This is a genomic window from Polaromonas sp., assembly GCF_012927485.1.
In the GTDB taxonomy this organism is placed as follows: Bacteria; Pseudomonadota; Gammaproteobacteria; order Burkholderiales; family Burkholderiaceae_C; genus Polaromonas.
Window position 1 is genome coordinate 119,131 of sequence record NZ_JABBPC010000005.1, and the last position, 19,563, is coordinate 138,693.

The 19,563-nt window shown below is 56.1% G+C and carries 20 protein-coding genes; 9 read left to right on the forward strand and 11 right to left on the reverse strand.

What is annotated here, in order from left to right; all coding sequences use genetic code 11:
- Window positions 1-9 precede the first annotated feature (9 nt).
- From kdpA to HHJ16_RS01830, 3 genes are all read right to left on the reverse strand, one after another.
- Window positions 10-1,809, reverse strand: a complete 1,800-nt coding sequence (gene kdpA / locus HHJ16_RS01820) for a potassium-transporting ATPase subunit KdpA (protein ID WP_293640184.1) — start codon at window positions 1,807-1,809, stop codon at window positions 10-12.
- Window positions 1,809-1,907 (reverse strand): potassium-transporting ATPase subunit F, encoded by a 99-nt coding sequence (locus HHJ16_RS01825; RefSeq protein WP_293640185.1) that lies wholly within the window; start codon window positions 1,905-1,907, stop codon window positions 1,809-1,811. The genes kdpA and HHJ16_RS01825 overlap by 1 nt, the downstream gene beginning before the upstream one ends.
- Before the next feature lie 410 nt (window positions 1,908-2,317).
- Entirely contained in the window at window positions 2,318-3,037 is a 720-nt protein-coding gene (locus HHJ16_RS01830) for a Crp/Fnr family transcriptional regulator (protein ID WP_293640186.1), read from the reverse strand.
- Between HHJ16_RS01830 and HHJ16_RS01835 the strand changes: the two genes are divergently transcribed.
- The 8 genes from HHJ16_RS01835 to HHJ16_RS01870 all read left to right on the forward strand — a co-directional run bounded on the left by HHJ16_RS01835 (window position 2,935) and on the right by HHJ16_RS01870 (window position 12,064).
- Window positions 2,935-3,468: an ABC transporter substrate-binding protein gene (locus HHJ16_RS01835; protein ID WP_366557452.1), complete on the forward strand. Its 534-nt coding sequence runs from the start codon at window positions 2,935-2,937 to the stop codon at window positions 3,466-3,468. The two genes, HHJ16_RS01830 and HHJ16_RS01835, sit on opposite strands and share 103 nt — an antisense overlap.
- Window positions 3,469-3,622: 154 nt before the next feature.
- Entirely contained in the window at window positions 3,623-5,569 is a 1,947-nt protein-coding gene (locus HHJ16_RS01840; RefSeq protein ID WP_293640187.1) for an AMP-binding protein, read from the forward strand.
- Window positions 5,566-6,348 carry an ABC transporter ATP-binding protein gene (locus HHJ16_RS01845; RefSeq protein ID WP_293640188.1) on the forward strand — a complete coding sequence of 261 codons (783 nt, stop codon included), beginning with the start codon at window positions 5,566-5,568 and terminating at the stop codon, window positions 6,346-6,348. The genes HHJ16_RS01840 and HHJ16_RS01845 overlap by 4 nt, the downstream gene beginning before the upstream one ends.
- 10 nt (window positions 6,349-6,358) lie before the next feature.
- A complete protein-coding gene (locus tag HHJ16_RS01850) occupies window positions 6,359-7,288 on the forward strand; it encodes a branched-chain amino acid ABC transporter permease (RefSeq protein WP_293640189.1) in 930 nt (309 codons plus the stop codon).
- 21 nt (window positions 7,289-7,309) lie between these two features.
- Window positions 7,310-8,374 carry a branched-chain amino acid ABC transporter permease gene (locus HHJ16_RS01855; RefSeq protein ID WP_293640190.1) on the forward strand — a complete coding sequence of 355 codons (1,065 nt, stop codon included), beginning with the start codon at window positions 7,310-7,312 and terminating at the stop codon, window positions 8,372-8,374.
- A gap of 91 nt (window positions 8,375-8,465) precedes the next feature.
- Window positions 8,466-9,785 carry an ABC transporter substrate-binding protein gene (locus HHJ16_RS01860; RefSeq protein WP_293640191.1) on the forward strand — a complete coding sequence of 440 codons (1,320 nt, stop codon included), beginning with the start codon at window positions 8,466-8,468 and terminating at the stop codon, window positions 9,783-9,785.
- A 135-nt stretch (window positions 9,786-9,920) separates the two neighbouring features.
- Window positions 9,921-10,778 (forward strand): ABC transporter ATP-binding protein, encoded by an 858-nt coding sequence (locus HHJ16_RS01865; protein ID WP_293640192.1) that lies wholly within the window; start codon window positions 9,921-9,923, stop codon window positions 10,776-10,778.
- Window positions 10,779-10,798: 20 nt separating this feature from the next.
- Window positions 10,799-12,064, forward strand: a complete 1,266-nt coding sequence (locus tag HHJ16_RS01870; protein ID WP_293640194.1) for an AMP-binding protein — start codon at window positions 10,799-10,801, stop codon at window positions 12,062-12,064.
- Window positions 12,065-12,181: 117 nt separating this feature from the next.
- On the opposite strand, the gene HHJ16_RS01875 is transcribed toward HHJ16_RS01870, so the two are convergent.
- The gene (locus HHJ16_RS01875) at window positions 12,182-12,478 is read right to left on the reverse strand and encodes a DUF1840 domain-containing protein (RefSeq protein WP_293640195.1); all 297 of its coding nucleotides are present in this window, start codon (window positions 12,476-12,478) and stop codon (window positions 12,182-12,184) included.
- A 147-nt stretch (window positions 12,479-12,625) separates the two neighbouring features.
- Here HHJ16_RS01875 and HHJ16_RS01880 point away from each other — a divergent pair, with 147 nt between their 5' ends.
- Window positions 12,626-13,375 carry a 2OG-Fe dioxygenase family protein gene (locus HHJ16_RS01880; protein ID WP_293640196.1) on the forward strand — a complete coding sequence of 250 codons (750 nt, stop codon included), beginning with the start codon at window positions 12,626-12,628 and terminating at the stop codon, window positions 13,373-13,375.
- A gap of 201 nt (window positions 13,376-13,576) precedes the next feature.
- Here the strand turns inward: HHJ16_RS01880 and cheA are convergent, their stop codons facing one another.
- From cheA to HHJ16_RS01915, 7 genes are all read right to left on the reverse strand, one after another.
- Window positions 13,577-15,607, reverse strand: a complete 2,031-nt coding sequence (gene cheA, locus HHJ16_RS01885) for a chemotaxis protein CheA (protein WP_293640197.1) — start codon at window positions 15,605-15,607, stop codon at window positions 13,577-13,579.
- A gap of 151 nt (window positions 15,608-15,758) precedes the next feature.
- Window positions 15,759-16,145 carry a response regulator gene (locus HHJ16_RS01890; RefSeq protein ID WP_293640198.1) on the reverse strand — a complete coding sequence of 129 codons (387 nt, stop codon included), beginning with the start codon at window positions 16,143-16,145 and terminating at the stop codon, window positions 15,759-15,761.
- Window positions 16,145-17,062 (reverse strand): flagellar motor protein MotB, encoded by a 918-nt coding sequence (gene motB, locus HHJ16_RS01895; RefSeq protein ID WP_293640199.1) that lies wholly within the window; start codon window positions 17,060-17,062, stop codon window positions 16,145-16,147. Before motB ends, HHJ16_RS01890 begins: the two co-directional genes overlap by 1 nt.
- Before the next feature lie 21 nt (window positions 17,063-17,083).
- Complete coding sequence (gene motA, locus HHJ16_RS01900; protein WP_293640200.1) at window positions 17,084-17,947, reverse strand: flagellar motor stator protein MotA; 864 nt, start codon at window positions 17,945-17,947, stop codon at window positions 17,084-17,086.
- Window positions 17,948-18,006: 59 nt separating this feature from the next.
- Window positions 18,007-18,624, reverse strand: a complete 618-nt coding sequence (gene flhC, locus HHJ16_RS01905; RefSeq protein ID WP_293640201.1) for a flagellar transcriptional regulator FlhC — start codon at window positions 18,622-18,624, stop codon at window positions 18,007-18,009.
- A 66-nt stretch (window positions 18,625-18,690) separates the two neighbouring features.
- On the reverse strand, window positions 18,691-19,005 hold the full coding sequence (flhD, locus tag HHJ16_RS01910; RefSeq protein ID WP_293640211.1) for a flagellar transcriptional regulator FlhD: 315 nt from the start codon (window positions 19,003-19,005) through the stop codon (window positions 18,691-18,693).
- A 248-nt stretch (window positions 19,006-19,253) separates the two neighbouring features.
- Entirely contained in the window at window positions 19,254-19,541 is a 288-nt protein-coding gene (locus HHJ16_RS01915; RefSeq protein ID WP_293640213.1) for an EscU/YscU/HrcU family type III secretion system export apparatus switch protein, read from the reverse strand.
- Window positions 19,542-19,563: the final 22 nt, after the last annotated feature.

A 19,563-nucleotide genomic window follows, 5' to 3' on the forward strand; every position in this document is an offset into this window, starting at 1 on the left:
TTTCTTGGCTTATTGACCGCGCCACAGCATCAAGTGCTCGACCACGGGGCCCAGCGCCAATGCAGGCACGTAGTTGAGCAAACCCACCAGAAGCACCACGCCGATGAGCAGCATGACAAATAGCGGACCGTGGGTCGGCAAAGTCCCCGCCGTTACCGGCAGGCGTTTTTTGGCAGCAAATGCACCAGCGATCGCCAGCACGGGCACGATCACCCCAAACCGGCCGAACCACATGGCAAATCCCAACAGCGTGTTGTAAAAAGGGGTGTTGGCGGACAGTCCCGCAAACGCACTGCCATTGTTGTTGCCGGCCGAAGTCAAGGCGTAGAGAATTTCTGAAAAACCATGCGCACCGGGGTTGGAAATCCCTGCTTTGCCAGCGGTTGCCATAACGGCGATGGCGGTGCCAACCAGCACCACAATCGGCGTCACCAAAATCGCGATCGACGTCAGTTTCATTTCATGGGCCTCGATCTTCTTGCCCAGATACTCCGGCGTTCGACCGATCATCAGACCCGCAATAAACACCGCCAGGATGGCAAAGATCAACATGCCATACAGGCCGGTGCCGACGCCGCCGAAGACGACTTCGCCGAGCTGCATCATCACCATGGGGACCATGCCGCCCAGCGGTGTGAACGAGTCGTGCATGGCGTTCACGGCACCGCACGAGGCGGCGGTGGTGATCACCGCAAACAGACTGGAGGCATTGATGCCGTAGCGCAGTTCCTTGCCTTCCATATTGCCCCCGGACTGAAGTGCACTTTGGCTCTGGTCAACACCCAACGGGGTCAGCAGAGGATTGCCAGCCTGCTCGGCCGGGATGATGGCCGCGACGGCGATGACGAACATCACGGTCATTGCCGCCAGGACCGCCCAGCCCTGACGTTGGTCGCCCACTTCGCGCCCGAACGCAAAACACAGCCCTGCGGGAATCAGGAACATGGACAACATTTGAAAGAAATTGCTCAGTGGGGTCGGGTTTTCATAGGGATGGGCAGAGTTGGCATTGAAGAACCCGCCCCCATTGGTTCCGAGCATCTTGATGGCTTCTTGCGACGCCACCGGCCCCATGGCGAGCGTCTGCTTGTTGGTCGTGGCATCTTCCATGACCGGATTGCCCTTTTCGTCCTTCAGCGCCTGCCCGTCGGGCCCGTTTTTAGGCTGCTGGTAGTTGGTGGTTTCCAGCGTCGACACGTCTTTGTAGCTGTCAAAGTTTTGAATGACGCCCTGCCCCACCAAAAATATGGCGAACACCAGCGACAGCGGGATCAGCAACCACGCTGTGATTCGGGTCACGTCGACCCAAAAGTTTCCGATCACGCTGGTCGAACGCGCCGCAAAACCGCGAAAGAGCGCGAACACCACGGCGATACCTGTTGCGGCAGACAGAAAATTCTGTACCGAAAGTGCCAACATCTGCGTCAGATAGCTCATCGTGGACTCGCCGGCATAGCCCTGCCAGTTGGTGTTGGTGACGAAGCTGATGGCAGTATTGAAGGCCGAGTCTGGCGACACGGGTACCATGCCGGCAGGATTGAGTGGCAGCCCCGCCTGCAATCGCTGCAAGGCATAAACAGCCAACACACCCAGCCCGTTGAAAACCAATAAAGCCAGCGCGTAGTGCGACCAGTGCATGGACTTGTCTGCTGACGTTCCGGCCAGACGGTAGAGCGGTGCCTCCGCACGCAACATCCAACCTGGCAACTTCCCGGAGCTCAGGCGCGCCAGCCAGATGCCGAGCGGCCAGGAGGCCGCCAGCAAAACTGCCAGATAGAGGGCCAGCAGGCCCCATGAAGAGCTGCTCATCAAAACTCCTCGGCGCAGATCAGCGCATAGACCAGATAGGCGAGCAGCGCGATCGCGCACATGCCGCCAAAGCCATAAATAACTTCGAGACTGATCATGACCGGCCTCCTGCAGGCTTCTCAAGCTTTTTAAGGCCCAAGACCATCAAGACGATTACGCCCCAAAGACCGACAGCAACGGCGATAAACACAATATCCATGAGCGTTCTCCAACTTAAAAGTAATTCGAGAAGATTAGGTTTGTGCGCGTAAAGATAGGGAGAAAAGAAGCCCAGCCGGTATAAAAAAAGCGTAAAAATGGCGCTGGATGCCGGTGTTTTATGGGGCCAAGGCTGCTATGAAAAGTGCCGTTGATGGGCATATCTCGGCGGTGTCGTAGATGCAACGAGCCGGCATTTTTCTGTCATTGGTCGCCTCAAGAGTCGGATCTCTAATGCTTAAGGAAACGCTTCAAAACTGCCTCCGTTGCGTGCTTGCAGCAAACCTGCGCCCGTCAATAAAAACGGGGGCTACGATTTGCTTGAAACCATGCTGGACCGCAGCGCGTCCAGGTCCAGCACGCGCAAGCCGCCATATTCGATCCGGATCGAACCTTGGGCCTGCAGGTTGGCCAGCGCCTTGTTCACGCGCTGACGCGACAGACCGACAAGATAAGCCAGTTCCTGCTGCGTAATGCGGAGAATTTCTCCAACGCCCGGGTAGAGCGCCGGATTGAACAGCGCGGCCAGGCTGCGTGCCACGCGCACATCCGGGCTGTTCATGCGGTCGATTTCGCGCGCGGCAATAAACTGCCCCAATCGCTCGTTGAGCTGGTTCATCACAAACCGGTTAAAGCCGATTGAATGGTCGAGCAGCCAGTGAAAGCTGTCGACCGACAAGCCGGCCACCACGCTTTTACGAAGCGCCTGGACGTTGTAACGGTAAGGCTCGCGTTTTAGCGCCGTGCCTTCGCCAAACCAGCCGCCAGGGGGTAAGCCGCTGAAGGTCATGGTCGTGCCCTGGGCATCGTCGCTGCTCATCTTCAGCAGCCCTTCCACCACGCCAAACCAATAAGTCACGGGCTTGCCCACTCGACATACATAGTCGCCAGAAGCGGCGTCACCCACCTTCAACTCTGCCACCGCACGTGCCCGCTCCTCGGGCTTCAGCACCCGCAACCACGGGATACCTTGCAGCTCGCTGGGCGTGGGCGTCCTGCGGCGTTGGTGAAGAGTCAAGTCAGTGGACATGGAGCACAAAGTATCACTTCCGAAAAAATAAGCAAAGGGAATACGCCAAAAATTGGCACAGGACAAACACCGCCACTCTCAAAGCTATGGGAACTGACGCAATTGGTATCGCCGTCTCCCAAGTTGTACCCTTGCCAGGCAACTCCGTAGTGCCGATCTCGCGCGAATTTCAGCAGGCATGGAAGGCTGCGGGCGTAACGCTGGAACCTTCGCACCTGGCGCTAGAGGGCTACATCAATGCGCGGGTTTTTGTCGAAGCCTTGAGGCGCGCAGGACGAGACCCGACACGCAGCAACTTTATCGACAGCGCCTGGAGCCTCAAGCACTACGGCCTGGGCGGTTTCGAAGTGACTTTCACGGATTCAGCCCGGAATGCGTCGCGCTTTGTGGAACTCACCATGGTTTCGCAACAGGGGCACTTCATAGGGTAATTGGCGCCGCACCCCGGGGACACCCGGTTGGGACTTACCCGCAAATTGTCGGCGCAACGACACCCTGGCGTCAAATGCCGCCTTACTATCCGGGTCATACCAGCAGTTTTTCTAACCAGAAGGGCTGCTCCAAATCTGGAGACAAGGAACCGGAATGCAGACTACGTTCCCACGATTGCTGCTCAAACATGCCGCCGAGCGTCCAAATGCCGCGGCTATGCGCGAAAAAGAATATGGCATCTGGCAGGCGCACAGCTGGAGCAGCATGGCCAAGCTGGTTGAACACATTGCTTGTGGCCTGCATCAGGCCGGTCTGCAGCGCGGTGAACACATGGTGGTCATCGGCGCCAACCGCCCGCGGCTGTATGCCACCATGCTGGCCGCGCAGTCGCTCGGTGCCATTGCCATTCCGCTCTATCAGGATGCAGTAGGCGCGGAGTGCGTTTTCCCCATCACCAACGCCGACGTCCGTTTTGCGATGGTGGAAGATCAGGAGCAGGTCGACAAACTGCTTGAGATTCGCGCCCTCTGCCCAAGCTTGAATCACATTATTTTTGATGACCCGCGCGGCCTGCGCAAATACGACGAGCCAGGACTGGTGGCGCTCGATCGGCTGATTGAATCAGGCCAGGCCCTGGCTAAAAGCCAACCCAATTTATTCCAGACCGAAGTCGAAAGAACCAGCCCCGACGACGTGGCCGCGATGTTTTTTACGTCGGGAACCACCGGCAATCCCAAAGGCGTGGTGCACACCCACAACACCCTGCTGGACCGTGCACAAGCCGGCGCTGAATTTGACAAACTCACCGCCCGCGAAGAAGTCTTGGCCTACTTGCCACCGGCCTGGATCGGTCAGAATATTTTTAGCTACGCCCAGTGGCTGGCCTGCGGTTACGTGGTGAACTGCCCCGAAAACGCCAGCACGGTGACGATTGACCTCAAAGAGGTCGGGCCGACGTACTACTTCGCCCCGCCGCGTGTGTTTGAAGGCCTGCTTACGAGCGTGACGATTCGCATGGAAGATGCCGGGCGCATCAAGCGCGGCTTGTACAACTACTTTATGGCGGTCGCCAAACGCGTGGGCCCTGACCGCATGGATGGCAAGTCGGTGGGCGCACTGCAGAGCCTGCTGTATGGACTGGGCAACGTGCTGGTTTATGGTCCGTTGCGCAACAACCTCGGCTTCTCACGCGTGCGCGTGGCCTACACCGCCGGGGAAGCCATTGGCCCGGATCTTTTTACTTTCTACCGCTCCATCGGGATCAACCTGAAGCAGCTTTACGGGTCTACCGAGACCGCCGTATTTGTCTGCCTGCAGCCTGACCACGAAGCGCGCGCCGACACCGTTGGCGTACCGATTCAGGGCGTGCAGATCAAGGTCGCGGAGAACGGGGAAATCCTCGTCAAGTCGGCGGGCCTGCTGAAGGAATACTACAAAAATCCGGTCGCAACCGCGGAAGTGCTGACCAAGGACGGCTGGTATCACACCAGCGACGCAGGCTTCATCGATGCCCACGGGCACCTCAAAATCATTGATCGCGTGAAGGACGTGGGCCGCATTAAAAGCGGCCTTTACGACGGCGCCCTGTTTGCGCCCAAGTACGTCGAAAACAAACTCAAGTTTTTCTCGTACATCAAAGAAGTCGTGGCCTACGGCGATGGCCGTGAAAAAGTATGCGTCTTTGTCAATATCGATTTTGATGCGGTGGGCAACTGGGCTGAACGGCACAACCTGCCTTACGCGGGGTATACCGACCTGGCGCAAAAGCCCGAGGTTTATCAACTCGTTAAAGAGTGCATCGAAAAGGTCAATGCCGACCTGAGTGAAGACACCTTGCTGGCGGGCTCACAGATCAGCCGCTTCCTAGTACTGCACAAAGAGCTCGACGCAGACGATGGCGAGTTGACGCGAACCAACAAGGTGCGGCGCGGCTTCATCGCAGAAAAATACCTGCCGCTGATTGACGCCATGTACGGCGAAAAAACCGAGCAGTTCATCGAAACCGTGGTCAAGTTTGAAGATGGCCGCAGCGGCAGCGTGAGCGCCACGCTCAAGATCGGTGACACCAAGACGTTTGCCCCCGTAAAGGCCGCAGCATGAGTAAAGAAATTGGGGAGGTCATTCTGGATGTGTGCAACATCAGTTTGAGCTTCGGTGGTGTCAATGCGTTGACGGACATTTCATTCAATGTGAAAGAGCACGAAATCCGCGCCATCATCGGGCCCAATGGCGCCGGGAAAAGCTCCATGCTCAACTGCATCAATGGCGTCTACTCGCCGCAGCAGGGATCCATCACCTTTCGCGGCCGGACTTTCAAACACATGAACAGCCATCAGGTGGCTGTGATGGGCGTGGCCCGCACCTTCCAGAACCTGGCGCTCTTTAAAGGTATGAGTGTGCTCGACAACATCATGACGGGCCGGAATCTGAAGATCAAAAGCAATTTACTGCTTCAGGCCTTGCGCATTGGGCCGGCCGAAAGAGAAGAAATCAAACACCGGGAAGCGGTAGAGCGAATCATCGACTTCCTTGAAATCCAGGCCTATCGAAAAACGCCTGTGGGGCAACTCCCGTATGGTCTTCAAAAGCGTGTGGACTTGGGACGCGCCTTGGCCATGGAGCCGCAGGTGCTGCTGCTCGATGAACCTATGGCCGGCATGAACGTGGAAGAAAAGCAGGACATGTGCCGCTTCGTGCTCGATGTGAACGACGAGTTTGGAACGACTGTGGTGCTGATTGAGCACGACATGGGGGTCGTCATGGATATTTCGGATCGCGTGGTTGTGCTCGACTACGGCAAAAAAATCGGCGATGGCACGCCGGATGAGGTTCGCAACAACGAAGACGTGATCCGGGCTTACCTCGGCACCGATCACTAAGGGATTCATCATGGGCTTTTTTCTCGAAACTCTTTTTGGCGGTCTGATGGCCGGCATGCTCTACGCACTGGTGGCGATCGGCTTCGTGCTGATATTCAAGGCGTCGGGCGTCTTCAATTTCTCGCAGGGCGCGATGGTGCTGTTTGCGGCCCTGGCGATGGCGCGCTTCTCGGAATGGATTCCTGGCTGGCTGGGCTTCAACAGCATGCTGCTCACCAACCTGCTGGCATTCATGATTGCGGTCGTTATCATGATCGGCGTGGCGTGGCTGATTGAGCGGCTGGCTTTGCGCAAGCTTGTCAACCAGGACGGCATCACCTTATTGATGGCGACGCTCGGCATCAGCTACTTCATGGACGGTGCCGGTCAGCTGCTCTTCGGCAGTGCAACTTACAAAATCGATGTCGGCATGCCGAAAGATCCGATGATCGTGCTGGAAAACCTGTTCGATGGTGGTCTGCTGCTGAGCAAGGAAGACCTTTATGCCGCCGGAATCGCCGCCATACTCGTCGGCCTGCTCTCGCTATTCTTCCAGAAAACCGCAACGGGTCGCGCCCTTCGCGCAGTGGCCGACGACCATCAGGCGGCGCAATCCATCGGCATTCCGTTGTCTCGAATCTGGGTCGTTGTCTGGTCGCTTGGCGGCATCGTCGCGCTGGTAGCCGGGGTGATCTGGGGCTCCAAGCTAGGCGTTCAGTTCTCCATTTCGCTGGTGGCGCTGAAGGCATTTCCCGTCGTGATTCTGGGCGGACTTACGTCGATTCCGGGCGCCATTTTGGGGGGCCTGATCATTGGGGTAGGCGAAAAGCTGTCCGAGATTTACCTCGGCCCCCTGGTGGGAGGCGGCATCGAAAACTGGTTTGCCTATGTCCTGGCTCTGGCCTTCCTGCTGGTGCGGCCTCAGGGTCTGTTCGGCGACAAAATTATTGACCGCGTCTAACGCGGCGACGGAGACACCACCATGTTTTACCGAGAAAACGGCCAGTTCAAAAGTACCTACCGGGCAGACCTGCAGATTTTCCCGATTTTGCAAGATCGCGTGGCGATATTTGCCTTACTTGCCATCGCCTTCATTGGGCTGCCGCTGCTGGCCAGCGACTATGCGTTTCGGGCGATTTTCATCCCTTTTCTGATTCTTTCGCTCGCGGCCATTGGACTGAACGTACTGGTGGGCTATTGCGGGCAAATCTCGCTCGGGACGGGCGCCTTCATGGCGGTCGGGGCGTACGCCGCGTTCAACCTGCAAGTACGCATTGAAGGCATGCCGCTCTTGCTGTCGCTCATTGGCGGCGGTCTGTGTGCAACGCTGGCCGGTATATTGTTTGGACTGCCCAGTCTGCGTATTCGAGGTCTTTACCTCGCGGTGGCAACCTTGGCGGCACAGTTTTTCATTGATTGGTTCACCAACCGCATTGCCTGGGTCACCAATAACTCTTCGTCGGGTTCGGTCAGCATCGGCTCGCTCGAGGTCTTTGGATTGTCTGTCGACACGCCCGTGCAGAAATATCTTCTTTGCCTGTCGATCGTGGTGGTGATTGGCCTCCTCGCGAAGAATCTGGTGCGTGGCGCCATCGGCCGTGAATGGATGGCCATGCGCGACATGGATGTCGCTGCCGCCGTCATCGGCATCCGCCCGGTGTACGCCAAGCTGTCGGCCTTTGCGGTCAGTTCATTCATCGTTGGCATTGCAGGGGCTCTTTGGGGATTTGTTCACCTCGGCGCCTGGGAGCCGGCGGCATTTGGAATCGACAAATCATTCCAGCTGCTGTTCATGGTGATTATTGGAGGCCTAGGCTCCATCGTCGGCAGCTTTTTCGGGGCGGCCTTCATCGTACTACTCCCGCTGTTTTTGAATCAGGTTCCGCACTGGCTCGGGTTGCCCTTGTCTACGGCCACGGCCTCCCATCTTGAGCACATGATTTTTGGTGCTCTGATCGTTTTCTTTCTGATCGTGGAGCCGCATGGCCTGGCCCGACTATGGCTCACGGCGCGCCAGAAGTTACGTCTTTGGCCGTTTCCCCATTGAATACTTTTCCCTATCGAAGCGCCGCAGAGCGCACAACACTGTTGAGTCGTTCCAATCACGCACCGCAAGTGCTTTACAACCGGAGAAAAACATGAAACTAAAGACTTTGGCGTTCACCGCAGCTGTGGTGGCAACGGGCCTCGCCAGCCTGATCAGTACGCCCCCGGCTCAGGCTCAGGCCGCCGAGCAGTTCATTCCGTTGCTGGTCTACCGCACCGGACAGTTTGCGCCATTGGGTATCCCCTGGGCTGACGGCAAACAGGATTATTTGAAATTGATCAACGCGCGCGATGGTGGCGTGAATGGCGTCAAGCTCACGTATGAAGAGTGTGAGACTGCCTACGATGCCGCAAAGGGCGTTGAATGCTATGAGCGCTTGAAAAACAAAGGCACGGGCGCCTCCGGTTTTGATCCGCAGTCCACCGGCATTACGTTCGCCGTGACCGATAAAGCCTTTGCCGACAAAGTCAGCGTGGAGACCATGGGCTACGGGCTCTCTCAATCGGTTGACGGCAACGTGTTCGAGTGGAACTTTCCGCTGCTGGGAACTTACTGGACCGCTGCGGATGTGATGATCCAGGACATTCTCAAGAAAGAGAAAGGTAGCCTCAAAGGTAAAAAAATCGCGCTGGTTTACCACGACTCCCCGTACGGCAAGGAGCCTATCCTGTTGCTCCAGAAGCGGGCCGCACTAGACGGCTTTCAGTTGTCGCTCTTTCCCGTCACGCCTCCGGGCGTAGAGCAAAAATCAACATGGCTTCAGATTCGCCAGCAAAAGCCTGACTATGTCTTGTTCTGGAGTGCCGGTGTCATGACCCCAGCGGGCATCCGCGAAGCGCAAGCCAGCGGCTATCCACGGGAAAAAATCTACGCCATCTGGTGGGCAGGATCAGACCATGACGTGAAAGATATTGGCATGGGAGCCAAAGGCTATAACGCCATCACCATCCACAACAGTGCGGCCAAAGACAAGGTACATGACGACCTGAAGAAATATGTTTACGATAAAAATCAAGGAACGGCGTCGAGCTTCGGCGAGGTCGGCGTTCTGGCCCACACGCGGGGCATGATGATCTCCATGCTGCAAGTCGAGGCCATTCGCGCAGCACAAGAAAAATATGGAAAAGGCAAAACCCTCACCTCTGAGCAGGTTCGCTGGGGTTACGAAAACCTTGACTTGACCGCCGCCCGGCTTAAGGCGCTTGGCTTTGGTGAAATCATGCGTCCGGTGAAAACGTCTTGCGCCAACCACATGGGCTCGGACTGGGCGCGAATCGTTCAGTGGAATGGTTCCAAGTGGGACATCCAGCCGACTTGGTACCAATCCGACAAGACCATCATTGATCCGCTGGTCAAAGAAATGGCGGACAAGTACGCCAAGGAAAAGAACCTCAAACCCCGCGCTTGCTGAAACCAGGCGAGCCCTGTCATACCCTAAAAAGCTTGACAGGGCCAGCACGGGTTAGCCCGGTGCGGTATGGCGTCTTGCAGTTCACTGTAGGGCGGAGCGAAGCGAAATAATGCCCTTGCGGCCAAGGAGCCCACGATGCCGATTTCTTTAAGCACGTCTGTCGAAACTGCGACACCTTCAACCTCAAAAGCAGACAGCGCGCTGCTTGAAGTCAACGGTATAGAAGTTATTTATAACCACGTGATTCTGGTTCTAAAAGGCGTTTCGCTGCGAGTTCCGCAAGGCCGGATCGTCACCCTCCTGGGCGGTAACGGTGCCGGAAAAACAACCACACTGCGCGCGGTCTCCAACTTATTGGAAGGTGAACGCGGCGAGGTTACCAAAGGCTCCATCGAACTGCGCGGGGAGCGGATTGAAAACCTGTCGCCCGCCGACCTGGTGCTGCGCGGGGTGGTGCAAGTGATGGAAGGGCGGCATTGTTTCGCCCATCTGACCATTGAAGAGAACCTGCTCACCGGTGCCTACACGCGCAAAAGCAAAGGCGAGGTCAGCGCCAACCTGGAAAAGGTCTACACCTATTTTCCACGCCTGAAGACCCGCCGCACCTCGCAGGCGGCGTACACCTCAGGCGGTGAACAGCAGATGTGCGCTATCGGACGCGCGTTGATGGCCAATCCCTCAATGGTGCTTCTGGATGAGCCCTCAATGGGCCTGGCGCCGCAGATTGTCGAAGAGGTTTTCAACATCGTGAAAGACCTCAATCAGAAAGAGAAAGTGACCTTCCTGATCGCCGAACAAAACACCAATATGGCACTGAAGTATGCCGATTACGGCTACATCATGGAAAGCGGCCGCGTGGTCATGGATGGCGCTGCGACCGATTTGGCCAACAACGAAGACGTGAAAGAGTTTTACCTAGGGGTAGGCGGCGGCGAACGCAAGAGCTTCAAGGATGTGAAAAGCTACAAGCGCCGCAAGCGCTGGTTAGCTTAAGTGGCTTTGAAAGCACCGCTATGACGAAATTTTTTGACACGCTTGAAACTCGTTCGCCCGCCGAGCGCGAAGCCGCTCTGATGGTAGCGCTTCCGCAACAAATTGCCCACGCACAGAACTACTCCCGCGCTTTTTCCGGCATCCTCAAAGGGGTTGACGGCCCCGGAATCAATTCCCGCGCTGGTCTTGCACGTCTGCCCGTTACCCGCAAGCATGAATTACTGGAGCGTCAGCAAGCTGCACGCCAAGCGGATCCGGGAAATCGCGGTGACGTATTCGGAGGCTTCAGCGCGCTCGCTTATGGCATCAACATGCCACGCGTGTTCGCCAGCCCCGGCACCATTTACGAACCGGAAGGGACGCGAAAGGACTATTGGCGCATGGCCCGGGCGCTTTATGCCGCGGGATTCAGGCCGGGTCAGCTGATTCACAACAGCTTCAGCTACCACTTCGTGCCCGCCGGATCCATGATGGAAACCGGTGCGCATGCGCTGGGTTGCACGGTGTTTCCCGGCGGGACCGGGCAAACTGAGCAGCAGGTGCGCGCCATGGCAGAGCTGCAACCCGCCGGTTATATCGGCACGCCCAGCTTTCTGAAAATTATTGTGGAGAAAGCCGCCGAAATGAAGGTGGCGTTGCCCACTGTGACAAGAGCCTTGGTGTCGGCCGAAGCTTTCCCCCACAGTCTGCGCGACTGGCTGGCCGAGCGTGGCATTGCCGGCTACCAGTGTTACGCGTCCGCCGATCTGGGCCTGATTGCCTATGAAACCGAAGCCCGCGAAGGACTGGTACTCGATGAAGGCGTGATCGTTGAAATTGTTCGCCCGGGCACCGGCGATCCCGTTAGCGCGGGCGAAGTGGGTGAGCTCGTGGTGACCACCCTGAATCCTGACTACCCCCTGATTCGCTTTGGCACGGGCGACCTGTCGGCAATATTGCCCGGCAGCTGCCCAACCGGGCGGACCAATGCGCGTATAAAAGGCTGGATGGGCCGTGCAGACCAGACCGTCAAGGTGCGCGGGATGTTTGTGCATCCGGGGCAGGTGGCAGCCATCGCCCGACGCTTCCCCGAAGTGATCAAGGCCCGGCTGGTGGTCAGCGGTGAAATGGCCAATGACAGTATGACTTTTCAGGTGGAAACAGTTTCCGACCAGGCGGGGCTTGACCAGCGAATCAGTGAGGTCATCCGCGATGTCACAAAACTACGCGGCACGGTACAGATACTGGTCCCGGGAAGTCTCCCCAACGACGGAAAAGTGATCGAGGACGCCAGAAGCTACAAATAAGGAGATTCCAACCAGAGCTGAGAAGTGGCTCAACCCCAGGAAATCTGGAAAATGCGACGGATCGTTTTGAAGCTGATTTGCCGCGTTTGGCGGCGCTTCCCCCCAACTAACCCAAGACTACACGCCCCAGACCACCTCATGGCCCGACTTGTAGTTGCGCTGGAGCATGTCGATGAAAGGCATTGCACGCTGGCGCAAGCCCAGGCCCTCGACGGATGCAACGCCCGCCTCCTGGTCGCCTGATTCCTCAAGCGCGATGGCGACCTCGAGCGCCTTGATAGCGGCAGGCATCTGTTCGGGCAGGATGATGCCTTGAGGGCCCGCGTCCTTGCCAATGATTTCAAGAACCCGACGCCCATTGGGCTCCAGCATGATTACATTGCCAGCATCTTTTGATTTGAATTTGTACAGCATCGTGGTCTCCTCTGAGTAAATACCGCCCCCATTGTGCGTCGGCGATTGATCGGTCAGTGTAAGGGAGTTCGCACCTTTTTTTAGCCCACTTCCCGAACTCGCAAGAATGCCATCTGAGCGCTTTCAGAGTCAAGCAAAATAGTCGCTATGTTCAACATTGCAACCGCTCAAAAACCAGCCGCTCAGGCGCTTCGCCAGGATGGTCTAAGTCTGCTACTGCCCGCTGATCTAACGACCAGCCTGCAGCTCCCGAATCCCCAGTGGACGCAGGACTGGAACCCGTTGACTGACTCCTGGAACCGGCTACCACCCGACGCCCATCTAAGGGATGGCGGGCATTACCGGAGACGCCGGCATGCCTGTTTTATTCAGGAGTTGCCGAGCGGGACGTTGACCCAAACGCCGCACCGCGCACATTGGCAGCCGACCGAATATAACGCGCTGCATGGCGGTTTCGAGCGCTGGTTTGACCCCGTAGAACCTGCCGTGGCACAGGCACAGGCCTGGGTCGACTTGCTGAACCACCTGGGAAATCTGTTTGCACAGGTTCAGGCGGTGCCACGCTGGTACATCGAAGCCCACCAGTTCCGTATCGACACCACCGGAGGCGTAGGCCGCCCCACACCGGAGGGTGCCCACCGCGACGGTGTGAACTTTGTGGTGGTACTGCTGGTGGCGCGTCAAGGCGTCAAGGGGGGCGAAACCCGGGTATTTGACGCCCACGGCCCGAACGGCATGCGCTTTCTGATGCAGGAGCCGTTGACCGCCTTACTGCTGGACGACGCGCGGGTAATTCACGAGACAACGCCGCTCCTTCCGGCACACGACCACCCGGGCAAAGGCTTCCGCGATACGCTGGTGCTGACTTATCGAGCCGAAGGTTTTCAGGCCCCTTGAGCATCGGTGCCGTGGGTCGCACCCCGTGGGCGTACGAGGTCACGGACAACCTCGAAAGGCATCTTGGTTTTTGCCATCGATGGCGGCTGTTTCAGGCGGATAAAAATACAGCGGCTTATTCCGCGCCGGGCTATTTACTGCAGCCCCTTGCAAAATGTGTCAGGGTAGGCACTCCGGTTGTTGCCGGAACCTGCCCGACGCCTAAATCAGCGCGGCGGCTTTCTCCCGATTCGTTCGCTGCATTGCGGCCACATCAATAATCAGAGCCACATTGCCATCGCCCAGAATCGTCGCCGCAGAAATTCCAGGCACTTTTCGATAATTGGTTTCAAGATTTTTTACCACCACCTGGTGCTGCCCAAGCAACTGGTCAACCAGCAGCGCAAAACGAGCACCTTCGGCCTGCACAATCACCGCGATGGCCTGAGTTGGATTGGACACGGCATCGGCAATGTTAAAAAATTTATGCAGTTCCACCAACGCAAGATATTCGCCTCGCACGTGCATCAGCTGTTCATCAGTGTTGATTGAATGAATATCCTTGGCAAGCGGCTGCAAGGATTCGATGACGTAGTTCAAAGGCAAAATGTAAACCTCCTCACCCACCTTGACCGACATACCATTCAGGATGGCCAGCGTCAGCGGTAGCACGATTTTGATCGTGGTGCCCTTGCCTCGAATGGAAGCGATGTCAACATGACCGCCCATTTCATAAATATTGCGTTTCACCACATCCATGCCAACCCCTCGGCCCGAGACGTCGGTAACAATTTCTGCAGTGGAAAATCCCGGCGCAAAAATCAGCTGCCAAAGCTCGTCATCAGAGATCGTTTCGCTAACTGCCATTCCTTGCTGGATCGCCTTGGCCAAAATTCTGTCTCGGGGCAAGCCTGCGCCGTCGTCCTTGACTTCGATGACGATGCTGCCGCCCTGGTGCCGCGCTGAAAGCGTCAGTCGACCCACCGGATCCTTGCCAGCGGCCGTACGCTGCTCCGGACTCTCGATACCGTGGTCGAGACTGTTGCGCACCAAGTGGGTGATCGGATCGATGATGCGCTCGATCAAGCTTTTATCCAGCTCGGTGTCCTTGCCGACAGTCACCAGCTGAACCTGTTTGCCGAGCTTGGCCGACAGGTCGCGTATCAAGCGCGGGAAGCGGCTAAATACATAGTCCATCGGCATCATCCGGATCGACATGACCGATTCCTGCAAATCGCGGGCATTGCGTTCGAGATGGCCCATGCCGCTCAGCAAGCGCTCGTGCAGCACAGGATCCAGCGCGGATGCGGTTTGCGTCAGCATCGATTGGGTAATTACCAGCTCCCCAACCAGGTTGATGATCTGGTCCACCTTTTCAACATCCACCCTGATTGAACTGGATTCTTTGCTGTTTCCAGCGACCGCCACCGCGGCAGATGCGACGGGAGTCGTTGCGGCTATGGGCGCAGAAATCACGGTGGAGGCAAGCAGATTCGCCGGTGGCGATGAACTCAGTTTTTTCGATGGTGTATCGGGAGTAGGCATCGACTCGGTGGTGATTTCAATCTGATCGACTTCGACAATGAAACAGCTCACAGCAATAATGTCATTGGCATCACAGCTAGTTTCCAACCACAGGGTGAGGCTGTCATCGGTTTGGGTTTGCGCGATCACCTTGCCCAAAATTCCCAATTCTTCGCTCAGCAGTTTTCGGTCGCTTTCGGACACTTTGGAAAAATGTACTTTCAGCGCGGACCCCGATACCGCAGTGGGGGCGGACATCGATGGCGGTTCAAGCTGGGCCACGGAAGTGACGATCTGCGGTGCTACAACCGACGCGACAACGCCCCCAACGGAAACGCCACCGTCAGCTTCCAATGCCAGTTGTCGCAATACCGCGCAAATTCGCGCGAACTCCTCAGGCTCTGGTTCTTCGCCCTCCCGATGAGCGTTGATTTGTTTTTGCAACACATCTTTGGTTTCCAAAAAGCTATCCATCATTTTTACGGTTAACTTCAATTCGCCATGACGCGCCCGATCCAGCAAATTTTCAAGCAGATGCGTGGTGGTCGTCAGTGCGAGAAAACCAAAGGTAGCCGCACCACCCTTGATTGAATGCGCAGCTCGAAATATCGCATTCAGCTGCTCACTGTCTGGTGCCTGCAGATCGAGGCCCAAAAGCAGTTTCTCCATCTCTGCCAACAACTCATCGGCTTCTTCAAAAAATGCTTGATAAAACTGCTTAATGTCCATCTCGTATTACTCTCTCGTTGGGGTACTGTTCACCACATCTCTCGCCCACTTGACGCAGTTTGCTTCTGTGGACCAGGGTGCGCTATTGCTCTTCCGGGCGGCGACACGGCATGCCAAGCTGGATGAATGGCGTTACATCAGAGGCACAGGTCTACACCCTATTTATTAGACTGCCGACTACACCCAGCAAGGTTGCGGGCTTGATGGGCTTGGCAATCCAGCCGTTGGCACCCGCTGTTTTTGCCTCAGCTTTACTCTCATCGCTACTCACCGTGCTCAACACCAGGATAGGTACCTCTGAATAATCGGTCAGCAGCCGCAATTGACGCGTCAACTCGCCGCCGTCCATGGGCATCATGATCCAGTCGGTCAACACTAAATCGACCGCTGTTTTACGCACTTGTTCCAGAGCGGTGCCTCCGTCATCTGCCAACAGCACTCGGTAGCCGGCCGCTTCGAGAACAGTGGAGATCATTTGCCGCATCACAGCCGAGTCGTCCACCACCAAAATAGTTTTAATCTTCACAGAATCAGACATCAGAGCGGCGTGCCTGACAAATTTGCAGGCGATTGCCCGATGGTGGCCTGCCGTGCATGGGCCGACTTGACGCCGGCATTAGCCGGATTGGCAGCATTAGAACTTTCTATCTCCGCTTGCGCACGGTGATTGAGAACGACGATGCTGATGCGGCGATTCGTCGCGGCATACGGGTCGTCCTGGTTCAAGTTCATACTGGACGCGACGCCCATAACCCGCAACACTTTTTTATCCTCCATGCCGCCAGCAATCAATTCACGTCGCGACGCATTCGCTCTGTCAGCGGACAGTTCCCAATTGCTGTACGACTTGTCGCCCTGCATATACAGCGTTGCATCGGTATGTCCAGACAAGGTGATTTTGTTGGGTTGGGCGTTGAGCACCGGGCCAATCTCACGCAAGATGGTGCGCATGTAAGACACCACAATCGCACTGGAGCGGTCGAACATGGGCCGATTGCTACTGTCAACGATCTGAATCCGTAAGCCCTCTGGCGTGATGTCTATTAGCAGCTGAGGGCGGAACTGTTTGAGAACGGGACTGGATTCGATCATGTTGTCCAGCCGCTGTTTCAGGCTGCCCAGGCTCTTATTGTCATTCGAATCAGTGTCGCTTTCGGTCTCAGATTGCTTGACATCGCCCGCCGCACGAGTCGGGTCCGCGCCGCCACCGGGAATCACGGTGCTGCTGTTACCGCTTGCGGGACCACCCGCGATCGCTGCTTTGAGGGGCATTTTGAATTGCTCCGCAATGCCGGCCAACTGTTTTGGCGAGGATATTCCCAACAACCACATGACCAGAAAGAAAGCCATCATGGCGGTCATGAAATCGGCGTAAGCGATCTTCCAGGCACCGCCATGATGCGCTGTTGCGATGACAGGGCGTTTGATGATGATCCGGTGTGAAGCTTCGGTCATGGCAAATCAATTTTTGAGACTTCAACGTTTCTTAACTTCACGGACCCGGCCCTCGAGCTCACCAAACGAAGGGCGTTCGGTCGACACCAGAATTTTTCGACCGAATTCCACAGCCAACTGTGGCGCGTAGCCGTTCAAGCTCGCCATCAGAGTCACCTGAACGCACTGGTAGACCTTAAAGGACTCAGCCACCTTGTGCTCAATCACCGTTGCCAGCGGCGAGACAAAACCGTATGCCAGCAATACACCGAGGAAGGTACCAACCATCGCGTGAGCAATCAGCTGGCCCATAACTGCAGGCGGCAAATCGGCAGAGGCCAATGCATGCACGACACCCAAGACGGCAGCGACAATGCCCAGGGCCGGCAGCGCATCACCCACCCTGGCAAGCGCGTGGGCAGGCACTTCAGCCTCGTGTTTGTAGGTTTCCAGCTCGTGATCCATCAATTGCTCAATTTCGAACGCATCCGTGTTGCCACTGACGATCAGGCGCAGATAGTCGGTCATAAACTCCATGACCGGGGCATCACTCAAAATGATCGGGTACGGCGCAAACAAGGGACTGTTCTGCGGATCTTCGACGTCTGACTCCAGCGTCATCATCCCGTCCTTGCGGCCTTTCGCCAGCAGGACGTACAACAAAGCGAGGAGTTCCAAGTAGAGCGCCTTGTCGTGTTTTTTCGCATTGCGAAACAGTTTTGGCAGCTCCTTAGCCGTGGCGCGTATGGTCTTGCCATCGTTGCTGGAGATAAACGCGCCCAATGCAGCGCCGCCAATCATCAGTAATTCGAGCGGTTGATAGAGCGCGCCGAAGTTTCCGCCCATCAACGCATATCCGCCAAATACCGACACCATCAAAATCAAATAACCAACAATTATCAGCACTATGCTCTCGCTCTGAAAAACGCCTAAGAGAACAAACCTTCGGACTGTCCGGCTGGCCGTCAACCACGAGAGCCATTCATCACATCCGCTAACCACTGCGATGGCGAAATCACACGGCTGTTTCCTTTAATGGCGCTAGGAACTTCTGACACATCGGATTTGATCTTGCGAATCTTACCGGCGCGAGAGGGGGGTCGACATAAAACACACACATAGTTGCTTTGTGGATCGTGTGCGTGCGCAACGAACTGCCCCGAGCAACGAGTACAGGTACTCAACTGCAACATGTCGCCGTCAAAGAAACGCACCAGCGTCCATGCCCGTGTAAAGTCAAGAATCGGTTCACCGCCTTGCCGCTGGACCTGCTCCAAATAAAGCCGATAGCTTTTAATGACGGCATCAATCCGAGTGCATCCCCCGTGGGTCACCATAAACCGGTAGATGTTGTAGAACATCGACGAATGGATGTTAGACAACCAGGTCATGAACCAGTCGGTGGAAAAAGGCAACAGGCCCTTGGGCGGCGAAACGCCTCTGATTTCTTTGTAAAGTTTGATCAGACGATCTCGACTCAAGTGAGTTTCCGCTTCCAGGAACTGCAATCGCGCGCCCAGTTTGATCAAGTCAATCGCGAGATGGATTTCTCTTGCTTCACGAATGACGCTCTTACCCGGCATGAAAATCCCCACTGCAAAAAAAGCAAGGGAATTGGACCCTCTCGGCGTGGTACGCCTTGTGCAACGTCATCTGACCATCTCAATTTGCTGTCCAGAGAGAAGGATAGCGGCATGCGCCTGTTGCAATGCCAAATTCTTCCCGTCATGCGTCAGCGCCGATAGGGTTGGATAGTCATCAAACCGGAAACGGCACAAAAGAAGGCTCGAATTTGCCAGTTTCACAATTTGTGAAAGCGACAAATTCCCCAGCAAATCGGCCAGTTCCCTGCTCAAACCCAAACGAAACATTGCAGTTGCAACATCCTCTCTCACCAGCCGCTGCACCAGCAGCAAATAAGCCAAATTCAAATCACCAATCTCGTTAGCAGTGCCCGTCTCAATCACAATGCGCCCCTAAATTTTCAAATAACTTGCTTGTAAGGACGAGGCAACCATCACACTCCAGCCCTTACGAAGGCCCGAGGATTGGGCGGTGCGCACCGCCGAAATCCAGATGTTCCATTTTTATCATATTTCATATATTTTTACAAATTATCGACGTTTGTATTATTTTTCTTCTATTTAAATCGGATTTATTTGACGTAAATCACTAAAATTACAATAAATAAATTGACAAATAATATTTTTACTTAATCTTCCAATTTGCCTGGGTCTGCTTCAAGTTGATACAACCAAGCCAGAACCTCGGCGACGGCAACGTACAACTGCGGCGGAATCTGTGCATCCAGATCAACATTCATCAGCAGCTTCACCAGATCCGGCGAGGCGTGCACATACAGGCCACTCTCGCGTGCACGCTCAACAATAGAGTCCGCAACCGCACCGTAGCCTTTAGCCACCACGACCGGTGCCTTGTTTTTAGCGTCATAGGAAATCGCGACAGCGCTTGGCCGATCGGGCTCGGCGCGCCCTGGCATTTCTTCGCCGACCGCGCTAAGC

Coding starts and splice junctions, on each gene's coding strand:
- kdpA (WP_293640184.1), bottom strand. CDS start 1,809: ATGAGCAGCTCTTCATGGGGCCTGCTGGCCCTCTATCTGGCAGTTTTG.
- HHJ16_RS01825 (WP_293640185.1), bottom strand. CDS start 1,907: ATGATCAGTCTCGAAGTTATTTATGGCTTTGGCGGCATGTGCGCGATC.
- HHJ16_RS01830 (WP_293640186.1), bottom strand. CDS start 3,037: ATGTCCACTGACTTGACTCTTCACCAACGCCGCAGGACGCCCACGCCC.
- HHJ16_RS01840 (WP_293640187.1), top strand. CDS start 3,623: ATGCAGACTACGTTCCCACGATTGCTGCTCAAACATGCCGCCGAGCGT.
- HHJ16_RS01845 (WP_293640188.1), top strand. CDS start 5,566: ATGAGTAAAGAAATTGGGGAGGTCATTCTGGATGTGTGCAACATCAGT.
- HHJ16_RS01850 (WP_293640189.1), top strand. CDS start 6,359: ATGGGCTTTTTTCTCGAAACTCTTTTTGGCGGTCTGATGGCCGGCATG.
- HHJ16_RS01855 (WP_293640190.1), top strand. CDS start 7,310: ATGTTTTACCGAGAAAACGGCCAGTTCAAAAGTACCTACCGGGCAGAC.
- HHJ16_RS01860 (WP_293640191.1), top strand. CDS start 8,466: ATGAAACTAAAGACTTTGGCGTTCACCGCAGCTGTGGTGGCAACGGGC.
- HHJ16_RS01865 (WP_293640192.1), top strand. CDS start 9,921: ATGCCGATTTCTTTAAGCACGTCTGTCGAAACTGCGACACCTTCAACC.
- HHJ16_RS01870 (WP_293640194.1), top strand. CDS start 10,799: ATGACGAAATTTTTTGACACGCTTGAAACTCGTTCGCCCGCCGAGCGC.
- HHJ16_RS01875 (WP_293640195.1), bottom strand. CDS start 12,478: ATGCTGTACAAATTCAAATCAAAAGATGCTGGCAATGTAATCATGCTG.
- HHJ16_RS01880 (WP_293640196.1), top strand. CDS start 12,626: ATGTTCAACATTGCAACCGCTCAAAAACCAGCCGCTCAGGCGCTTCGC.
- cheA (WP_293640197.1), bottom strand. CDS start 15,607: ATGGACATTAAGCAGTTTTATCAAGCATTTTTTGAAGAAGCCGATGAG.
- HHJ16_RS01890 (WP_293640198.1), bottom strand. CDS start 16,145: ATGTCTGATTCTGTGAAGATTAAAACTATTTTGGTGGTGGACGACTCG.
- motB (WP_293640199.1), bottom strand. CDS start 17,062: ATGACCGAAGCTTCACACCGGATCATCATCAAACGCCCTGTCATCGCA.
- flhC (WP_293640201.1), bottom strand. CDS start 18,624: ATGCCGGGTAAGAGCGTCATTCGTGAAGCAAGAGAAATCCATCTCGCG.
- HHJ16_RS01915 (WP_293640213.1), bottom strand. CDS start 19,541: ATGCCAGGGCGCGCCGAGCCCGATCGGCCAAGCGCTGTCGCGATTTCC.